Below are 14,933 nucleotides of genomic sequence, written 5' to 3'. Positions count from 1 at the left end.
ACGGCCCGGTCGGCCCGGGGCGGCTTAGGGCAAGGGGCGGGGGCGCACCTCGGACCTCCGCCCGATGCGCCGCGCGAGGGGTGACAGTAGCGTCCCGACCGTGCCCCCAACGACCCCCGTGACACCACTTTCCGTACCCGCACCCCATGCTGAGGGGGTGAGCAACGACGAGTTCCGGGCCGCGATGTCCCGACTGGCGGCGGGCGTGTGCCTGATCACCGCGCAGGAACCCCCCCTGTCGGCCGGCGGCCGCGGCGAGGACGTCGGCATGACGGCGACCGCCTTCATGTCCGTGTCCCTGGAACCGCCCCTGGTCCTCGTCAGCGTGCGCGAGGGCTCGCGGATGGACGACCTGCTGGCCGAGCAGCCCCTGTGGGCGGTGTCGGTGCTCGCCGACCACCAGGTCCAGATCGCGAGCCGGTTCTCGATGAAGAACCGCATCAGCGACCGGCTGCTCTTCGCCGACCTGCCCTACACCCGCGGCGGCGTCTGCGGCGCCCCGCTGCTCTCGGGGGCACTGGCCACCCTGGAGTGCCGTACGGAGAACCGCGTCGAGGCGGGCGACCACACCCTGGTCATCGGCCACGTCCTCACCGCCACCCAGCCGGCGCCGGACTCCCCGCCGCTGACGTACTTCCGGGGGCGCTACCGGCACCTGGCGCCCTGAGCGCCGACGGGCACCGGGACCGCCGGCCACCGGGCCGGGGCCACCGGACCCGGTGGCTACCAGTCCCGCGCGTTGCGGCCGCGCTTGGTCTCGCCGCGGGCCTTCTTCTCGCGCAGCCGCCGCTCGTTGATGCCCCGGGGGATCTTCGTCGCCCGCCGCGCCTTCGGCGGCGGCGCCGTGGCCTCGGCCAGCAGCGCGGTCAGCCGGACCAGTGCCATCTCCCGGTTGCGGAACTGCGAGCGGTGCTCGGAGGCCCGTACGGTCACCACCCCGTCGACCAGCCGGGACGCGAGGCGCTCCAGCGCCCGCTCCTTCCACACGTCGGGCAGCGACTTCGTCGCCGCGACGTCGAAGAGGAGCTCCACGCGCGAGTCCGAGGTGTTCACGTGCTGGCCGCCCGGCCCCGAGGACCGCGAAAAACGCCAGGCGAGCTCGCCCTCGGGGAGCACGACCGAACCGCGGATGACATAGGGACCAGGCATGCCCCCTATGATCCGTGCCCGCCGGGGCCCCGTCACCCGCATTTCCGACCGGATCGCGGAGATTCGCCGTGGACGCCCTTCGCGGACATTCGTCACGAACAATTCCCGGACAGCGGAACCTGGCGCCCCTCTCCCCGCGTTATGGAGGGCAGCGGTAACTTGGGCACTCTCACGGTCGATACGACAAGTGAGACCAAGTGAGACTAGGAAGGGACACCAGTCACCATGGCAGTAAGCCTCTCCAAGGGCGGAAACGTCTCGCTCAGCAAGGAGGCCCCGGGCCTCGCGGCCGTCACCGTCGGCCTCGGCTGGGACACCCGGACGACCACCGGTGTCGACTTCGACCTGGACGCCTCCGCGATCGCGGTCAACGCACAGGGCAAGGTCGTCTCCGACGGCCACTTCGTCTTCTTCAACAACAAGTCCACCCCGGACCAGACCATCGTCCACACCGGTGACAACCGCACCGGCGAGGGCGCGGGCGACGACGAGGCCATCAACGTCAACCTCGCGGGCCTGCCCGCCGACGTCGACAAGATCGTCTTCCCGGTCTCCATCTACGACGCCGAGACCCGCAGCCAGAACTTCGGCCAGGTCCGCAACGCGTACATCCGCGTGGTGAACCAGGCCGGCGGCGTCGAGATCGCCCGCTACGACCTCTCCGAGGACGCGGCGACCGAGACCGCCATGGTCTTCGGCGAGCTGTACCGCAACGGCGCCGAGTGGAAGTTCCGCGCCGTGGGCCAGGGTTACGCCTCCGGCCTGACCGGCATCGCCCAGGACTTCGGCGTCAACGTCTGACCCTGAGCGCCCGCGTCCGAGGACGCGTCTGAAGCTGAAGCCCCCTCCCGGCCGTCCGGGGAGGGGGCTTCGCTACCGTTCGGTACGTGATCCTCCTGCCGCTCGCTCCCCTCGAGGACGGCGCCCTGCCGGGCCCGGTCCTCAGCGAAATCGCCACGCTCTACGCGACGAACCACGCGTTCTTCGAGATCAGCGGCGATTTCCCCGACCCCGGCCGCATCACGGTCGAGCAGGTCGCCGCCGCGCTCGCCGACGAGCTCGCCCATGAAGGCGCCGAGGTCCTCCTCGCCCGCTCCGCCGGACGCCTCGTAGGCCTGGCCGCCACTCTGGCCCATCACCCTGATCCGGCGTCCGAGGACCCCGATCCGTGGATCGGCCTCCTGCTCATCGACGCCACCGCGCACCGCGAGGGGTACGGCCGCGCCGTGGTCGCCCTGGTCGAGGACCGCTTCCGCGCCGCCGGACGCTCGGGCGTACGGCTCGCAGTGCTCGACGGCAACGAGAAGGGCCTCGCCTTCTGGCAGTCCCAGGGCTACGTCACCCTGCGCCAGGGCGCCGACCGCGAGGCGGGCCGCCCCTGCACGGTCCTGCGCAAGGCCCTGTAGGCGGGGCCGCCTACGGCGCCTTGGATGCCTTGGGTGCCTTGGACGCCTCGGGTGCCTTGGGTGCCTTGGGTGCCTTGGGGCGGTCCTTCCCGTACAGCCACACGTCCCAGACCTCCGTCAGGTCACGGCCGGTCTTCTCCTCCGCGTAGGCGGTGAAATCGGCCGTGCTCGCGTTCCCGTGCCGGTGGTCGGCGGCCCAGCCCCGCACGAGGGCGAAGAACTTCTCGTCGCCGACCTCCTGCCGGATCCGTTGCAGGACCATCGCCCCGCGCCCGTACACCGGGGACGCGGAGATCTCCTTCGGGCTCGGCGGGGCGGCCGGCGGGAAGGCGCCCCAGTCCGAGCCCGCCTCCCCGTCGACGCGGGTGTCCCCGGCGAGGTAGGCGTCGAAGTGCTGCTGTGCGCTCGGCCCGCCGTGGTCCTCGGACCACAGCCACTCGGCGTAGGTCGCGAAACCCTCGTTGAGCCACATGTCCTTCCAGGACTTCGGCGACACCGAATTCCCGAACCACTGGTGCGCCAGCTCGTGCAGCACCAGCTCCTGGCTGCCGGGCGCCCCCGGGAACACCGGCCGGGTCTGCGTCTCCAGCGCGTAGCCGAGGCTGTGCGCGGGCAGCACGATCGCGCCGGTCGCGGAGAAGGGGTACGGGCCGAACCGCCCGACGCCCCACTCCACCATCTCGGGCAGCCGCGACAGCGGGGCCCTGCTCGCCGCCGCCTCGCCGGGCGCCACCGCCGTGTAGACGGGGATCCCGGAGGCGGTCCGCCCGGTCGTCACCTCGAACTTCCCGACGGCCACCGTCGCCAGGTAGCTCGCCATCGGCTCCGCGGAGTGCCAGGCGAAGACAGTCCGCTCGTCCCCGTCCTCCGTCTCCTGCGTACGGGAACGCAGCACGCCGTTGGACACGGCCTCGTACCCCCGGGGGACACTCACCCTGATGTCGTACGTGGCCTTGTCGCTCGGGTGGTGGTTCCCCGGGAACCAGGCCATCGACCCGACGGGCTCGCCGACGGCGACCGCGCCCTTGCCGTCCGGGGTGACGATCCACCCCTCCTCGGACCCGTCGGGGTCCGTCACGGTCTTGGGCCGGCCGGAGTAGTCGACCTCCGTACGGAAGACCTCCCCCCGCTCCAGATCCTCGGCGGGGCGCACCGTCAGCTCGTTGCCGGAGCGGTTGAAGCGGGCCCCGACGCCCTGCACGCTCACCCCCTCCACCTCGAGTCCGCTGAGGTCGAGGTTGAAGGAGCTGAGCCCGTGCTCGGCGCGGGCGGTGATGACGGCGGTGGCGTGCAGCCGCCCGTCGGCCGGGTCGTAATCGAGGTCCAGGGAGTAGTGCTCGACCTGGTATCCGCCGTTGCCGGCCTTGGGGAAGAACGGGTCGCGCACCCCCGACGCACCCGGCCGCCCCTGCACGGTCTCCGCCGTGCAGCCCGTGAGGGCGAGCAGGGTGGCGACGGCGGGGGCGGCCAGGCGTGCGAGAAAGCGGTGATCCACGCCTCCGAGACTACGTCCCGTGACGCTCGTCCCCGTTTACTTGGCGAGGGCGTCCACGCCCGCCTTGGCGAACTTCTCGTCCAGGTCACCGCTCGGGGCGCCGGCCACGCCGATGCCCGCGACCGGGGCGCCCTCGGCCTGGACCGGGGTGCCGCCGCCGAGGAAGAGGGTGCCGGGGATGTCCTTCAGGTTCGGGGTCTGGGCGAGGCGGCCGGCGAGCACCGAGGTCGGAGCGTTCCAGGACACGGCGGTGAAGGCCTTGCGCTGCGCGGACTCGTAGGACTGCGGGCCGGCGCCGTCACCGCGCAGCGTGACGATGGTGTTGCCGTTGCGGTCCACCACCGCGACGGTCACCTTCTGGTTCTCCTGCTCGGCGGCGTCCAGCGCGGCCTGGGCGGCGCGGGTGGCGGCGTCGATGGTGAGGTGCGTGGAGGTGGTGAAGTTCTTCTTGTCGCCGTCCTTCTTCGCGACGGCGGCGGTGGCGGCGGCCGGAGCGGAGGACGGGGCGGCGCTGGCGCTGACCGCGCCGAAGGCTCCGGCGCCGAGGGCGACGGCGACGGCGGTACCGGTGAGAACGCGGGTGCGGGTCTTCATGTCTGCTGCTCCTGTGAACGTCGGCACGGCGGGCGGTCCTGCCGTTGCTCCAAGCCTCTCCCCGCCACCCCCTCCACCCCGTCCCCGTACCGGCTCCGAAGCCGCCCCCCACCGGCTGACCCAAGGGTCAACCGATCGGCTGATGCGACCTGCCCCCGCGGGGCGCTTACCTGACCTTCCGGACCGCTCCCACCCAGCCGTCCGGCGTTCGAGGACCGGGGTCCGGCCAAATCCAGCCTCGCCGGCGTTTGAGGCGCGGGGTCTGGGGCGGAGCCCCAGGGGTCCGGGCGCAGCCCGGGGTCCTGTTCTCCAGCCCGTCCGGCGCTTGAGGACCGGGTCAGGGCCGGCCCTGGGAACGGTGGAAGGGCGGGTCGGGGACAGCCACGCGCAGCGCCACCCACCCGCACGGCCGGACACCCGGCACCATGGACATACGCACCACCCCAGGAGCACCCCCGTGACCACCGCACACCAACCCGGCCCGCCGAGCCGCCCGGCAACCACCCCACCCCCACAAGACACCCGCGCCCTGGCCACGGTCATGCACACCGCGTTCTTCCTCCTCCTGGGCGCCTCCGTGGCCCGCTTCCTCCTCCGCCACCCCGACGAACCCCGCACCCCGTGGATCATCGCCCTCGGCATCACCCTGGCCCTGCTCTACGTACTCGGCCCCGCCCTCGGCGCCGCCCCCACCCTGCGCCGCCTCCTCTGGCTCGGCCTGGTCGTCGCCGTCTGGGTGGTCCTCGTCGTCCTCGCGCCGAGCTTCGCCTGGTGCGCCGTACCGCTCTTCTACACGGCCCTGCGCACCCTCCCGCCCCGCGCGGCCGTCGTCCTCGTGGCCCTGCTCACCGTGTTCGTCGTAGCGGCCCAGCTCCGCCTCGCCCAGACCTCCGACCCGGGCGAGCCCTTCGACCCCAACCTCCTCCTCGCCCCGCCCGCGGTCGCCGCGCTCGCCACCGCCGTGTTCGTCCACATGGAGCGCCAGGCGACAGCCCAGCGCACCCTGATCGACGACCTGATCCGCACCCGCCGGGAACTGGCCGCCACCGAACGCCGCGCAGGCACCCTCGCCGAACGCCAGCGCCTCTCGATGGAAATCCACGACACCCTGGCCCAGCACCTGTCCAGCCAGCAGATGCTCCTCCAGGCAGCCGACCGCACCTGGGACACCGACCCGGGCACCGCCCGCGCACACGTCCGTACCGCCACCGACATCACCGCCCGCGGCCTCGCCGAGGCCCGCCGCCTGGTGCACGACCTGGCGCCGCGCGAACTCTCCGACGGCGCCGGCCTCCCGGACGCCCTGCGCGCGCTGGACGCGGGACCGGACATCGAAGTCCGCTTCCACCTGGAGGGCGCGCCGGTCCCCCTCCCCGACCGCGCGGAGCAGGCGCTGCTGCGCATCGGGCAGGGCGCGCTGGCGAACGTACGGGAGCACTCGGGGGCCCGTACCGCGGCCCTCACGCTGAGCTTCCTGGGCGACCAGGTCGTCCTGGACGTCGCCGACGACGGCCACGGCTTCACCCAACTCCGCTCCGCCGCCGCCGAACGCGGCCACGGACTCCCCGCCATGCGCGCCCGCGTCCGCCAGCTCGGCGGCACCCTGACCATCGAATCCACCGCGGGCGAGGGCACGGTCCTGTCGGCGTCGATCCCCCTGGAGCCCACCCCATGACCACGATCCTCCTCTGCGACGACCACGTGGTGGTCCGCGCCGGCCTGCTGGCCCTGCTCGGCAGCGAGCCGGACATCGAGGTGCTCGGCGAGGCGGGCAGCGGCGAGGAGGCGGTCGCGCTGGCGGCCAAACTCCGCCCCGACGTGGTCCTGATGGACCTCCAGCTCGGCGAGGGCATCGACGGCGTGGAGGCCACCCGCCGCATCACCGCCGCCCCGAACCCCCCGCACGTCCTGGTCCTGACCACGTACGACACGGACGCGGACATCACCCGGGCCATCGGCGCGGGCGCCACCGGCTACCTCCTGAAGGCGGAACGCCCGGAGGAGCTGTTCGCCGCGATCCACTCCGCCGCCCAGGGCCGCACCACGCTCTCCGCCCCCGTGGCCAGCCGCGTCATGGCCCACATGCGGGGCGGCAACCGGCCTACCCTGACCGACCGTGAGCTCGACATCCTCGGCCAGCTCGCCCGCGGCCTCGGCAACCGCGACATCGCCCGCGCCCTGTTCATCAGCGAGGCCACGGTCAAGACCCACCTGGGCCGCATCTACGACAAGCTCGGCGTCGACACCCGCGCGGGCGCGGTCTCGGTGGCCAAGGAGCAGCGCCTCCTTCCCTGAAGCCGTCCCCGAGGCGGGGGCCGCCGGCATCGTCCATCCGTACGAGATCGCGCTCGTACGCCGCGCCGATCCCCCGCGGGCGGCCACACGACAGGCTCGTCAGTGCCCGGACCATCCCGAGCCGGCCCGGGCGCAACCAGCCGTGTCGAGAGGAACCCGCCATGCCGACCACCGATTTCGCCCCGGAACGCCGCCGCATGCTCACCATGCTGGGCACCGGCGCCGCCGTAGCCGGGCTCGGCGCACTCGCCTCCGCGACGCCCGCCTCTGCGACGCCCGCTGCCGCGATGCCCGGTGCCGTCGCGGCCGAGGAGCCGGCCGCCGCCTCCTACGGCCCCGGCCCGGCGGGTTCGGCGCAGGACGAGCAGGCGATCAACCGGCTGCTGGAGACCTACCTCTTCGCCGTGGACACCAAGGACAAGACGGTCTTCCGGACCCTCTTCACCGACGACGCCACCCTCACGGTGATGGCCCACCCCGACGGCACCGCCGGCATCGTCAAGTCCGGCATCGAGGCGGTCGTCGCCAACCTCGACGGCGCGTCGGCCTGGGGCTACTCCACCCACGTCACGGCCAACGCCCTCATCCGCGTCACCGGCCGCTACACCGCGACCGGCGACAGCCACGCCACCGCCCAGCTCGTGTACCCGGCGACCGCCACCGCCCCGGAAACCGTCGTCGTACGCGGCATCCGCTACCGCGACGAGTACGTGAAATCCGCGGGCGTCTGGAAGATCCGGAGGCGCGTCTTCTCCCCGCTCTGGCAGTACAACGCCCCCGCGGTCCAGATCAACTACCCGAACTGACGCGACCCGCCCCGGGGTTCACCCCAGCCCGATGAGCCCCCGGTCGACGGCCGCGCGCACGGCCGCCGTACGGTTCTCCACCCCGAGCTTCTCGTAGACGTGCACGAGGTGGGTCTTGACCGTGGTCCCGCTGATGAAGAGCGCCGACCCGATCTCCCGGTTGGAGCGGCCCGTCGCGATCAGCTCCAGGATCTCGGTCTCCCGAGCCGTCAGCGCCGCACTCGGCGCCCGGTACCGGCTCATCAGCCGCGAGACCACCGAGGGCGACAGCGCCGACTCCCCCGCGGCGACCGTCCGCAGCGCCTGGAACAGCAGGTCGGGCGGGGAGCCCTTCAGCAGGTACCCCGCCACTCCCGCCTCGACGGCCCGGACGACGTACGCGTCGGACTCGTAGCTGCTGAGCACGACCACCCGGGGCGGCGCGGGCAGCCGCCCGATCCGCCGCGTGGTCTCCACCCCGCACATCCCCGGGCCCATCCGGATGTCCATCAGCACCAGCTCGGGCCGCAGCTCGCGCACCAGCCGCAGGGCGGCACCCCCGTCGGCGGCCTCCCCGCACACCTGGAACTCGGGGCACCCGCCCAACAACGCGCGCAGCCCGGCCCGCACGACGGGATGATCGTCCACCAGCAGGATCCGGACGGGCGTCATCCCGACCCCGGGCCCGGCCCCGGCGCGTGCCCCGACACCGCCACCGGAGGGGGCACCGGCAGGCAGACCGACACCACCGTCCCTCCCCCACCCGTCCCTCCCCCACCCGTCCCTCCCCCTCCCGGGCTGCTCTCCACCGTGGCCGTGCCGCCCAGGTACGCGATGCGGCGGCGCAGCAGCCGCAGCCCGTCCCCGCCCGGATGCCCCTGCCCGGTGGCGGCGGCCGGGTCGAACCCGACGCCGTCGTCCCACACGTCCAGGGCGAGTACGTACGGCTGGTAGGTCAGGGTCACCACGACGACGGAGGCCCGCGCGTGCCGGCGTACGTTGGCCAGGGCCCCCTGGGCCGCCCGCAGCACCGCGCCCTCGACCCTGCCCGGCAGCGGCCGGGGTTCCCCTTCCAGCCGGAACCGGGCCCCGTCCACCCCGGCGCACAGTTCGCGCAGCACCTCGGCCAGGGCACCGCGCTCCAGCTCCACCGGAGCCAGGTCATGGATGATCCGCCGGGCCTCGGCGAGGTTCTCGCGCGCGGCGGCGGCCGCCTGCCGGACCAGCAGCCGGGCCTGCCCCGGCTCCCGGGTCCACTCCCGGTCGGCCGCGTCGAGCAACAGGTGCATGCTGGTCAGCCCCTGGGCCACGGTGTCGTGCAACTCGGCAGCGAGCCGGTTGCGCTCACGCAGCACCCCGGCCACCACGGCCTCCGCCTGCCCCCCGGCTCCCCCCACGCCCGTCCCCTCTCGCCACGACCCCCCGGACGCGCCGAGCTTAATCCGGCCGGCCCGACACCCCCGGGGGGCATCAGGAACTCTGATCCCCCTGCCCGCACCGCCCACGGGATGGCGTACGGGCCCCCGCGGGCGGTGCGGTACGGGACTCCGGCGGGCGGTCCGCTCCGGGGCCCCCGCGGGCGGTGCGGTACGGGACTCCGGCCGGCGGTGCGGTACGGGACTCCGGCCGGCGGTCCGCTCCGGGACCCCCGCCAGGACGCGCGGGAGACCCCCCGCCCCGCACGTGACACCATCGGATACGTGCTCGACATCGGCTACTCCCTCTCCCGGCGCTTCCCCGACCCCCCGCAGACCGACTACCGCTCGGCGGACGTCCGCTCGCTGCGCCACGACCTGTTCTGCGGGGACGTCTACCTCGCCGACACCAACGCGGACCGGGAAGTGTCCACAGCCTGGGGATGGGTGCCCGTACTGGACTTCGCCTGGGCGCTGTGCGACATCGTCGAGCAGCTCGACCAGGACCCGCGCGGCAGCCGCGCCGCCAACCGGCAGTACGCCGAGATCGACTTCACCGAGTCCTCGGACCGCATGCTCTTCGAGCGCCGCTTCGGGTGGGTCGACGTCGAGGCCGACTGGATGCCGTCGGAGGAAGCCCCCCTCACCTTCAGCCACCGCCTGCTGCGCCGCGAAGCACGGGACTTCCTCCACGACGTGATCGCGGACCTCGTCGACATGCACGACGGCCTCGGCGACAACCCGGTCATCTGGACCCTCCAGTCCCGCTTCCCCCGAGTCCCGGCCTGACCCCCTGCCCCTACGCCCGGCCGAGCAACAGGGCCACCGGCCTGGCCGCCGGGCCACCGGCCTGCCAAGCTGCGGGGCTCCGGCGCCCCCGAAGAGTCCCTCCGCACCGTGCGACTGCTCGGCCTCGAGGGTGCCGACCGCTGGAACGCCCCGCACTGGCCGTACCCACCTGACGGGACCCACCTGACGGGACCCACCCGACGGACGGCCCCCGCCCGACGGCCCCCGGCTACGGCACCACCCGCAGCCCCAGCTGCGCGGCCAGCGCCGGCGCCAGGTCGAACAGCTGCGCCGGGCTGATCACCGCCCCCGCCAACGCGTCCACCCCCCGCGCGATCCCCAGCTCCGCGACCCCCCTCAGGTCCACGTCCGTCATCCGCGCCCCCGTGAAGTCCACCCCTCGCACCACACAGTCCCGGAACTCCACCCGCTCCAGCACGGCGCCCCCGAAGTCCGGCTCCACCAGCACGCACCCCTCGAAGACCACGTCCTTGAGCCGCGCCATACGCAGGTTCAGGTAGTCGATCTTGCCCCCGCGCACGAGCACCCGCTCCAGCACCGACCCGTGCAGCTGCACCCCGCCCAACCGGGCGTCCAGCAGTTCCACGTCGCGCAGCGAAGCCCCCGAGAGGTCCGCCCCCACCCCGCGGACGCCGTCCAGCACCGAGTCCAGGATCCGCGCCTTGGCCAGCCCGGTCTCGTCCAGCACGCAGCGCCGTAGCGCGCAGTCCATGAACCGCGCCCCGCGCCCGTCCCCGCCCGCGAGGTCCACCTCGACGAGCTCCAGCCCGTCGTAGTCCCCGTCCGGCTCCAGCTCCAGCTCCGCGTCCTCCCACGCGTTCAGCCCCGGCAGCCGCACCTCCGGCCGCCGCGCCGCCTTCACCGTCTGCCGCTGCCCGTTTCGCACCATCTCCCCATCCTGACCGACCCCACCGACAAAGCCTTGACCTCAACTCCGCTTGAGGTCGGATCCTGTCCCCATGACCACCACCGCGGCCACCACCCCGGCCCACGCCCCGACCGCCCCCGGCGACATGCGCGCCATCCGCCTCCACGCCTTCGGCCCCGCCGAGAACCTCACCTACGAGTCCGTCCCCCGCCCCGTCCCCGCCCCCGGCCAAGTCCGCATCGCCGTCACCGCCGCCGGCGTCCACCTCCTCGACACCGCCCTCCGCCGCGGCGTCCAGGGCCCGCCCGCGCCCCTGCCCGAACTGCCGACCGTCCCGGGCCGTGAAGTCGCCGGCACCGTCGACGCGCTCGGCCCCGACACGGACACCGGATGGCTCGGGCAGACCGTCGTCGCCCACCTCGGATTCACCCCCGGCGGCTACGCCGAGTACGCCGTCACCGACGCCGCCCGGCTGCACGCCGTCCCGCCCGGCCTCGACCCCGCCACCGCCGTCGCCATGATCGGCACCGGCCGCACCACCCTCGGCATCCTCCAGTTCGCCGAGCTCGGCCCCGGCTCGGTCGCCCTGATCCCCGCCGCCGCGGGCGGCATCGGCACCCTGCTGGTCCAGTACGCCAAGCACGCCGGAGCCACCGTCGTCGCCCTCGCCGGCGGCCCCGCCAAAACCGCCCGCGCCGCCGCCAACGGCGCCGACCTCGCCCTCGACTACACCGCCCCGGACTGGGCCGACACCCTGCGCGCCCACCACCCCGACGGCGCCACCGTCCTCTTCGACTCCGTCGGCGGCACGGTCGCCCGCACCGCCCTCGGACTGCTCCGGGACGGCGCCCTCCACCTCGTCTTCGGCTGGTCCGGCGGTCCGCTCGCCCTCACCGACACCGAGCAGGCCGATCTGGACGCCCGCGGCATCACCACGCAGCACGTCCTGGGACCCGCCATGCTCCAACGCGCCGGCGGCGAAGACCCCCTGCGCCTCCTGGAAACCCGCGCCCTCGCCGAAGCCGCCACCGGCCGCCTGCGCCCCGCCCTCCAGCGCTACCCCCTCGCCGAAGCCGCCGCCGCCCACCACGACCTGGAAACCCGGGCCACCACCGGCAAGGTCGTCCTGGAACCCTGAGGACGGGCCGGCGCCCGGCCGGACGCCCGCTCGCCCCTCGCCCCCTCGCCCGCTCGCCCCTCGCCTGCTCGCCTACCAGCCCCCGAGCTCCGCCAGCGCCCCGTCGGTCAGCCGGTACACCGACCACTCGTCCTGCGGCCGCGCACCCAGGGCCTCGTAGAAGGCGATCGTGGGCTCGTTCCACTTCAGGACCGACCACTCCAGCCGCTCGTACCCGCGCTCCACACAGAGCCGCGCCAACTCCCGCAGCAGCGCCTTCCCGTGGCCGCCGCCGCGCACGCCCGGACGGACGTACAGGTCCTCCAGGTAGATCCCGTGCACCCCGCGCCACGTCGAGAAGCTGAGGAACCACAACGAGAACCCGACCGCCTCGCCCTCCTCCGTCACCGCCAGGTGCGCGAACGCCGCCGGCCGCTCCCCGAAGAGCGCCTCCCGCAACTGCTCCTTGGTGGCGCGCGCCTCGTGCGGCACCTTCTCGTACTCCGCGAGCTCGCGGATCATGGCGTGGATGACGGGTACGTCGCTGACGACGGCGCTACGGATCATGCCTGCACCCTACGAGCCACCGCGCCCGCCGCTCCTACCGCGCCCGCCCCTCCTACCGCGTCACCCCCTCCCGCTGCGCCCACCCCGCCCCAGCAGCGACTCCGCGATCCTCAGCTGCACCCCCGCCGGCCGGTCCCCGTCCTCCACGTCCCACAGGCAGTTCTGCAGCACCCGCCCCAGCGTCCAGGCACGCGCCCGCTCCCGGTCCGCCCCCACCGCCTCCGCGAGCGACTCGAAGCGCCACCGCACCTCCCGCGCACGGAAGTTGTTGACCAGCGCCGGCAGCAGCTCGAACCCCGGATCGCCGGCGAGCGGCTTCGGATCGATGGCCAGCCACGGCTCGCGCCCGCCCGCCAGAACGTTGTCGTAGTGCAGGTCCCAGTGCAGCAGCCGGTCCCCCGGCTCCCCGGCCACCTCTGCGAGCGCCGCCGCACAGTCCGCGACGAGCCCCCGCTCCCGGCCGTCCCCCAGCTGCGCCAACGCCCCCGGCACCGCCTCCAGCATCCCCGCCGCCAGGTCCCCGAGCCGCCGCAGCCCGGCCGGCGCCGGGACCGCCGTCAGCCGGGCCAGCAACCCGCCGACGACCTCCACCGCCCGCCCGGAGTCCCGTACGGCCGACGCCGACAGCGGGCGGCCCTCGTCCAGGCGCTCCAGCAGCAGCGTGCCGGTCTCCGCGTCGTCCGCCAGCAGCCGTACGCAGCCCTCCCCCGCCCACGCGCGCAGCGCGAGCGCCTCCCCCGCGTTCTCCTCGTCCAGCGCCGGCAGCTTCAGCGCCGCCGCCGTCCCGTCGGCCCGCACCACCGGCAGGACCAGGGCCGTCACCCCGTACATCCCGGGCCCGGTCACCCGTAGCTCCCACCGCTCGAGGAACGCGGCCACCCGCCCGGGCAACGCGTCGACGAACTCCCGTCCGGCCGCGCCGTTGTCCCGCACCTGCGCCCGCGCGAACGACGCCGGAACCCCGCCGAACCCACTCCCACCCGAGCCACCAGCCGCCGCAAAGTCCATGAGCCAACCCTAAGCACGCTGGTTCGACGCCGGGCGCCGGTCACCGGCGAGAAGCCGGCAGAAGACCGAAGAACCAGCAGGTGAGGCGAGTTGAGACCGGTCAGGCACGATCAAGTTCGAGCCAGAGTAGGCGTTCTCAGCCAACACGCCTTCCCTGGGGGACCCTTGCGCCTGAAGAACAGCCTCGTCGCTGGCGGCGCGGCACTGGCCACCGTCATCACCACGCTCATCGCGACCCCCGCGGCCGCCGCGCCCGCCGGCACCCTGACAGACGTTTCGTCCTCCGCCTACTACGGCAAGGTGGGCATCGGCTGGCGGATCAACCCCTTCCGCCTCGACCCGATCAACATCGTCGCCAAGGACCTCCGGACCGACGGCTACACCATCGGCATCCGCCTCGTCACCTGGGGCGAGCTCGGCAAGAAGACCTGGAAGATGCGGACCGTACCCAGCGGCCAGACGCAAGCCCAGTGGAGCACGTACCTGGATGCCGGCTGGATCGACCAGGCCCTCTTCCAGATCTGCAAGATCAACTCCTACGGCGACATCGTGAGCTGCGAGGAGTCGAGCGTGATGCACAACCCGCTCGACGACTCTTCCGTCTAAGGCGCACGACGAAGGGGGTGTCACCGACATACGGGTGACACCCCCTTCGCGTTCGAACCGACGAGGCTTCCCGCAGCCGAATGCCGGTGAGATCCTCCTAGAGCAAAGCCCCGATCCCGACGCCCTCCAACGCCCGCGCGAACGCCCCCGCGTCGAACAGCGACCCGTCCTTCGACCCGACCGGCTTCCCCTCCACCAGCACCATCGGCGTCCCCTGCGCACCCGTCGCCTCGAAGCCCTGCTCCGCCTCGGCGACCCACCCCTCGTACTTCCGCTCCTTCACCGCCGCGTCGAACTCCGCCCCGCGCAGCCCCGGCACCCGGTCCGCGATCCGCAGGAGCAGCTCGTCGGTGAACCTCCCCTTCGGCTGACTGGCGAAGACCGCCGCGTGGTACTCCGCGAACTTCCCCGAATCCACCGACGCACGCAACGCGTTCACCGCATCGACCGAGCCGCTCACCCCGCCCCGATCCAGGAAAGACGCCAGCAGATACTCGATCTTCACCTGCCCGGCCACCGCCAACTTCAGCAGCGACTCCCCGCCCGCCTCCTCGAACCGCGCGCAGTAGCCGCACTTGGGATCCACCAGCACCTGCGCGGTACGCGGCGCTTCCGGCTTCCCCACGACGATCTTCGCCCCGTCCACCGCCGCGGGCAGCCCCGCGAGCTGCGCGGCGATCGGGCTGGTCCGCACCGGCACCTCGGAGGCGGCCACGGCCTGCCCCTCACCCGGCCCGGAACCGCACCCGACGACCGCCCCGCCCAACAGGGCCACGGACGCGACCGCCGCGACCAGCCGTCCTGCCCTCGCCACCCGC

General features: G+C 73.6%; 18 protein-coding genes. 9 read left to right on the top strand and 9 right to left on the bottom strand.

The features are described from left to right. Nucleotides 1-64 precede the first annotated feature (64 nt). Nucleotides 65-667: a flavin reductase family protein gene (locus tag ACFWBW_RS13175; protein WP_385371319.1), complete on the top strand. Its 603-nt coding sequence runs from the start codon at nucleotides 65-67 to the stop codon at nucleotides 665-667. Nucleotides 668-723: 56 nt separating this feature from the next. On the opposite strand, the gene arfB is transcribed toward ACFWBW_RS13175, so the two are convergent. Then, nucleotides 724-1,149, bottom strand: a complete 426-nt coding sequence (gene arfB / locus ACFWBW_RS13170) for an alternative ribosome rescue aminoacyl-tRNA hydrolase ArfB (RefSeq protein WP_243339524.1) — start codon at nucleotides 1,147-1,149, stop codon at nucleotides 724-726. Nucleotides 1,150-1,374: 225 nt separating this feature from the next. Here arfB and ACFWBW_RS13165 point away from each other — a divergent pair, with 225 nt between their 5' ends. Both ACFWBW_RS13165 and ACFWBW_RS13160 read left to right on the top strand, forming a co-directional pair. After that, nucleotides 1,375-1,950 (top strand): TerD family protein, encoded by a 576-nt coding sequence (locus tag ACFWBW_RS13165; RefSeq protein ID WP_243339523.1) that lies wholly within the window; start codon nucleotides 1,375-1,377, stop codon nucleotides 1,948-1,950. 86 nt (nucleotides 1,951-2,036) lie between these two features. Next, complete coding sequence (locus ACFWBW_RS13160) at nucleotides 2,037-2,555, top strand: GNAT family N-acetyltransferase (protein WP_385371315.1); 519 nt, start codon at nucleotides 2,037-2,039, stop codon at nucleotides 2,553-2,555. 10 nt (nucleotides 2,556-2,565) lie between these two features. Here the strand turns inward: ACFWBW_RS13160 and ACFWBW_RS13155 are convergent, their stop codons facing one another. Together ACFWBW_RS13155 and ACFWBW_RS13150 are read right to left on the bottom strand one after the other, a co-directional pair. Next, nucleotides 2,566-4,050 carry a M1 family metallopeptidase gene (locus ACFWBW_RS13155; protein WP_385371312.1) on the bottom strand — a complete coding sequence of 495 codons (1,485 nt, stop codon included), beginning with the start codon at nucleotides 4,048-4,050 and terminating at the stop codon, nucleotides 2,566-2,568. A gap of 36 nt (nucleotides 4,051-4,086) precedes the next feature. Further along, nucleotides 4,087-4,644: a heme-binding protein gene (locus tag ACFWBW_RS13150; protein ID WP_385371310.1), complete on the bottom strand. Its 558-nt coding sequence runs from the start codon at nucleotides 4,642-4,644 to the stop codon at nucleotides 4,087-4,089. Between the two features lie 457 nt (nucleotides 4,645-5,101). Between ACFWBW_RS13150 and ACFWBW_RS13145 the strand changes: the two genes are divergently transcribed. The 3 genes from ACFWBW_RS13145 to ACFWBW_RS13135 all read left to right on the top strand — a co-directional run bounded on the left by ACFWBW_RS13145 (nucleotide 5,102) and on the right by ACFWBW_RS13135 (nucleotide 7,745). Further along, nucleotides 5,102-6,319, top strand: coding sequence for a sensor histidine kinase (locus ACFWBW_RS13145; RefSeq protein ID WP_385371307.1), 1,218 nt, complete (start codon nucleotides 5,102-5,104; stop codon nucleotides 6,317-6,319). Next, nucleotides 6,316-6,939: a response regulator gene (locus ACFWBW_RS13140; protein WP_383953186.1), complete on the top strand. Its 624-nt coding sequence runs from the start codon at nucleotides 6,316-6,318 to the stop codon at nucleotides 6,937-6,939. The genes ACFWBW_RS13145 and ACFWBW_RS13140 overlap by 4 nt, the downstream gene beginning before the upstream one ends. Nucleotides 6,940-7,100: 161 nt before the next feature. Further along, on the top strand, nucleotides 7,101-7,745 hold the full coding sequence (locus ACFWBW_RS13135; RefSeq protein WP_385371304.1) for a nuclear transport factor 2 family protein: 645 nt from the start codon (nucleotides 7,101-7,103) through the stop codon (nucleotides 7,743-7,745). Between the two features lie 18 nt (nucleotides 7,746-7,763). On the opposite strand, the gene ACFWBW_RS13130 is transcribed toward ACFWBW_RS13135, so the two are convergent. Continuing rightward, the gene (locus ACFWBW_RS13130; protein ID WP_385371301.1) at nucleotides 7,764-8,396 is read right to left on the bottom strand and encodes a response regulator; all 633 of its coding nucleotides are present in this window, start codon (nucleotides 8,394-8,396) and stop codon (nucleotides 7,764-7,766) included. Beyond that, entirely contained in the window at nucleotides 8,393-9,121 is a 729-nt protein-coding gene (locus ACFWBW_RS13125) for a sensor histidine kinase (protein ID WP_385371298.1), read from the bottom strand. The genes ACFWBW_RS13130 and ACFWBW_RS13125 overlap by 4 nt, the downstream gene beginning before the upstream one ends. Nucleotides 9,122-9,424: 303 nt before the next feature. Here ACFWBW_RS13125 and ACFWBW_RS13120 point away from each other — a divergent pair, with 303 nt between their 5' ends. After that, nucleotides 9,425-9,928: a hypothetical protein gene (locus tag ACFWBW_RS13120; protein WP_385371296.1), complete on the top strand. Its 504-nt coding sequence runs from the start codon at nucleotides 9,425-9,427 to the stop codon at nucleotides 9,926-9,928. Nucleotides 9,929-10,157: 229 nt separating this feature from the next. Here the strand turns inward: ACFWBW_RS13120 and ACFWBW_RS13115 are convergent, their stop codons facing one another. Then, nucleotides 10,158-10,838 (bottom strand): pentapeptide repeat-containing protein, encoded by a 681-nt coding sequence (locus ACFWBW_RS13115; protein WP_385371293.1) that lies wholly within the window; start codon nucleotides 10,836-10,838, stop codon nucleotides 10,158-10,160. Between the two features lie 124 nt (nucleotides 10,839-10,962). Between ACFWBW_RS13115 and ACFWBW_RS13110 the strand changes: the two genes are divergently transcribed. Next, on the top strand, nucleotides 10,963-11,955 hold the full coding sequence (locus ACFWBW_RS13110; protein ID WP_385371365.1) for a zinc-binding dehydrogenase: 993 nt from the start codon (nucleotides 10,963-10,965) through the stop codon (nucleotides 11,953-11,955). 72 nt (nucleotides 11,956-12,027) lie between these two features. Here the strand turns inward: ACFWBW_RS13110 and ACFWBW_RS13105 are convergent, their stop codons facing one another. Both ACFWBW_RS13105 and ACFWBW_RS13100 read right to left on the bottom strand, forming a co-directional pair. Then, entirely contained in the window at nucleotides 12,028-12,501 is a 474-nt protein-coding gene (locus ACFWBW_RS13105; protein WP_385371290.1) for a GNAT family N-acetyltransferase, read from the bottom strand. Nucleotides 12,502-12,561: 60 nt separating this feature from the next. After that, nucleotides 12,562-13,509 carry an aminoglycoside phosphotransferase family protein gene (locus ACFWBW_RS13100; RefSeq protein WP_385371287.1) on the bottom strand — a complete coding sequence of 316 codons (948 nt, stop codon included), beginning with the start codon at nucleotides 13,507-13,509 and terminating at the stop codon, nucleotides 12,562-12,564. Between the two features lie 165 nt (nucleotides 13,510-13,674). On the opposite strand from ACFWBW_RS13100, the gene ACFWBW_RS13095 reads away from it, so the two are divergent. Continuing rightward, nucleotides 13,675-14,115, top strand: coding sequence for a hypothetical protein (locus ACFWBW_RS13095; protein WP_385371285.1), 441 nt, complete (start codon nucleotides 13,675-13,677; stop codon nucleotides 14,113-14,115). Nucleotides 14,116-14,212: 97 nt separating this feature from the next. On the opposite strand, the gene ACFWBW_RS13090 is transcribed toward ACFWBW_RS13095, so the two are convergent. Beyond that, nucleotides 14,213-14,929 (bottom strand): DsbA family protein, encoded by a 717-nt coding sequence (locus tag ACFWBW_RS13090; protein WP_385371282.1) that lies wholly within the window; start codon nucleotides 14,927-14,929, stop codon nucleotides 14,213-14,215. Nucleotides 14,930-14,933: the final 4 nt, after the last annotated feature.

Origin of the sequence: Streptomyces sp. NPDC059957, from assembly GCF_042730015.1 — a bacterium.
In the GTDB taxonomy this organism is placed as follows: domain Bacteria; phylum Actinomycetota; class Actinomycetes; order Streptomycetales; family Streptomycetaceae; genus Streptomyces.
The sequence above is the reverse complement of the archived record's forward strand: the minus strand, read 5'-3'. Positions and strand labels throughout refer to the sequence as shown.

Coding starts and splice junctions, on each gene's coding strand:
- ACFWBW_RS13175 (WP_385371319.1), top strand. CDS start 65: ATGCGCCGCGCGAGGGGTGACAGTAGCGTCCCGACCGTGCCCCCAACG.
- arfB (WP_243339524.1), bottom strand. CDS start 1,149: ATGCCTGGTCCCTATGTCATCCGCGGTTCGGTCGTGCTCCCCGAGGGC.
- ACFWBW_RS13165 (WP_243339523.1), top strand. CDS start 1,375: ATGGCAGTAAGCCTCTCCAAGGGCGGAAACGTCTCGCTCAGCAAGGAG.
- ACFWBW_RS13150 (WP_385371310.1), bottom strand. CDS start 4,644: ATGAAGACCCGCACCCGCGTTCTCACCGGTACCGCCGTCGCCGTCGCC.
- ACFWBW_RS13140 (WP_383953186.1), top strand. CDS start 6,316: ATGACCACGATCCTCCTCTGCGACGACCACGTGGTGGTCCGCGCCGGC.
- ACFWBW_RS13135 (WP_385371304.1), top strand. CDS start 7,101: ATGCCGACCACCGATTTCGCCCCGGAACGCCGCCGCATGCTCACCATG.
- ACFWBW_RS13130 (WP_385371301.1), bottom strand. CDS start 8,396: ATGACGCCCGTCCGGATCCTGCTGGTGGACGATCATCCCGTCGTGCGG.
- ACFWBW_RS13115 (WP_385371293.1), bottom strand. CDS start 10,838: ATGGTGCGAAACGGGCAGCGGCAGACGGTGAAGGCGGCGCGGCGGCCG.
- ACFWBW_RS13110 (WP_385371365.1), top strand. CDS start 10,963: ATGCGCGCCATCCGCCTCCACGCCTTCGGCCCCGCCGAGAACCTCACC.
- ACFWBW_RS13105 (WP_385371290.1), bottom strand. CDS start 12,501: ATGATCCGTAGCGCCGTCGTCAGCGACGTACCCGTCATCCACGCCATG.
- ACFWBW_RS13100 (WP_385371287.1), bottom strand. CDS start 13,509: ATGGACTTTGCGGCGGCTGGTGGCTCGGGTGGGAGTGGGTTCGGCGGG.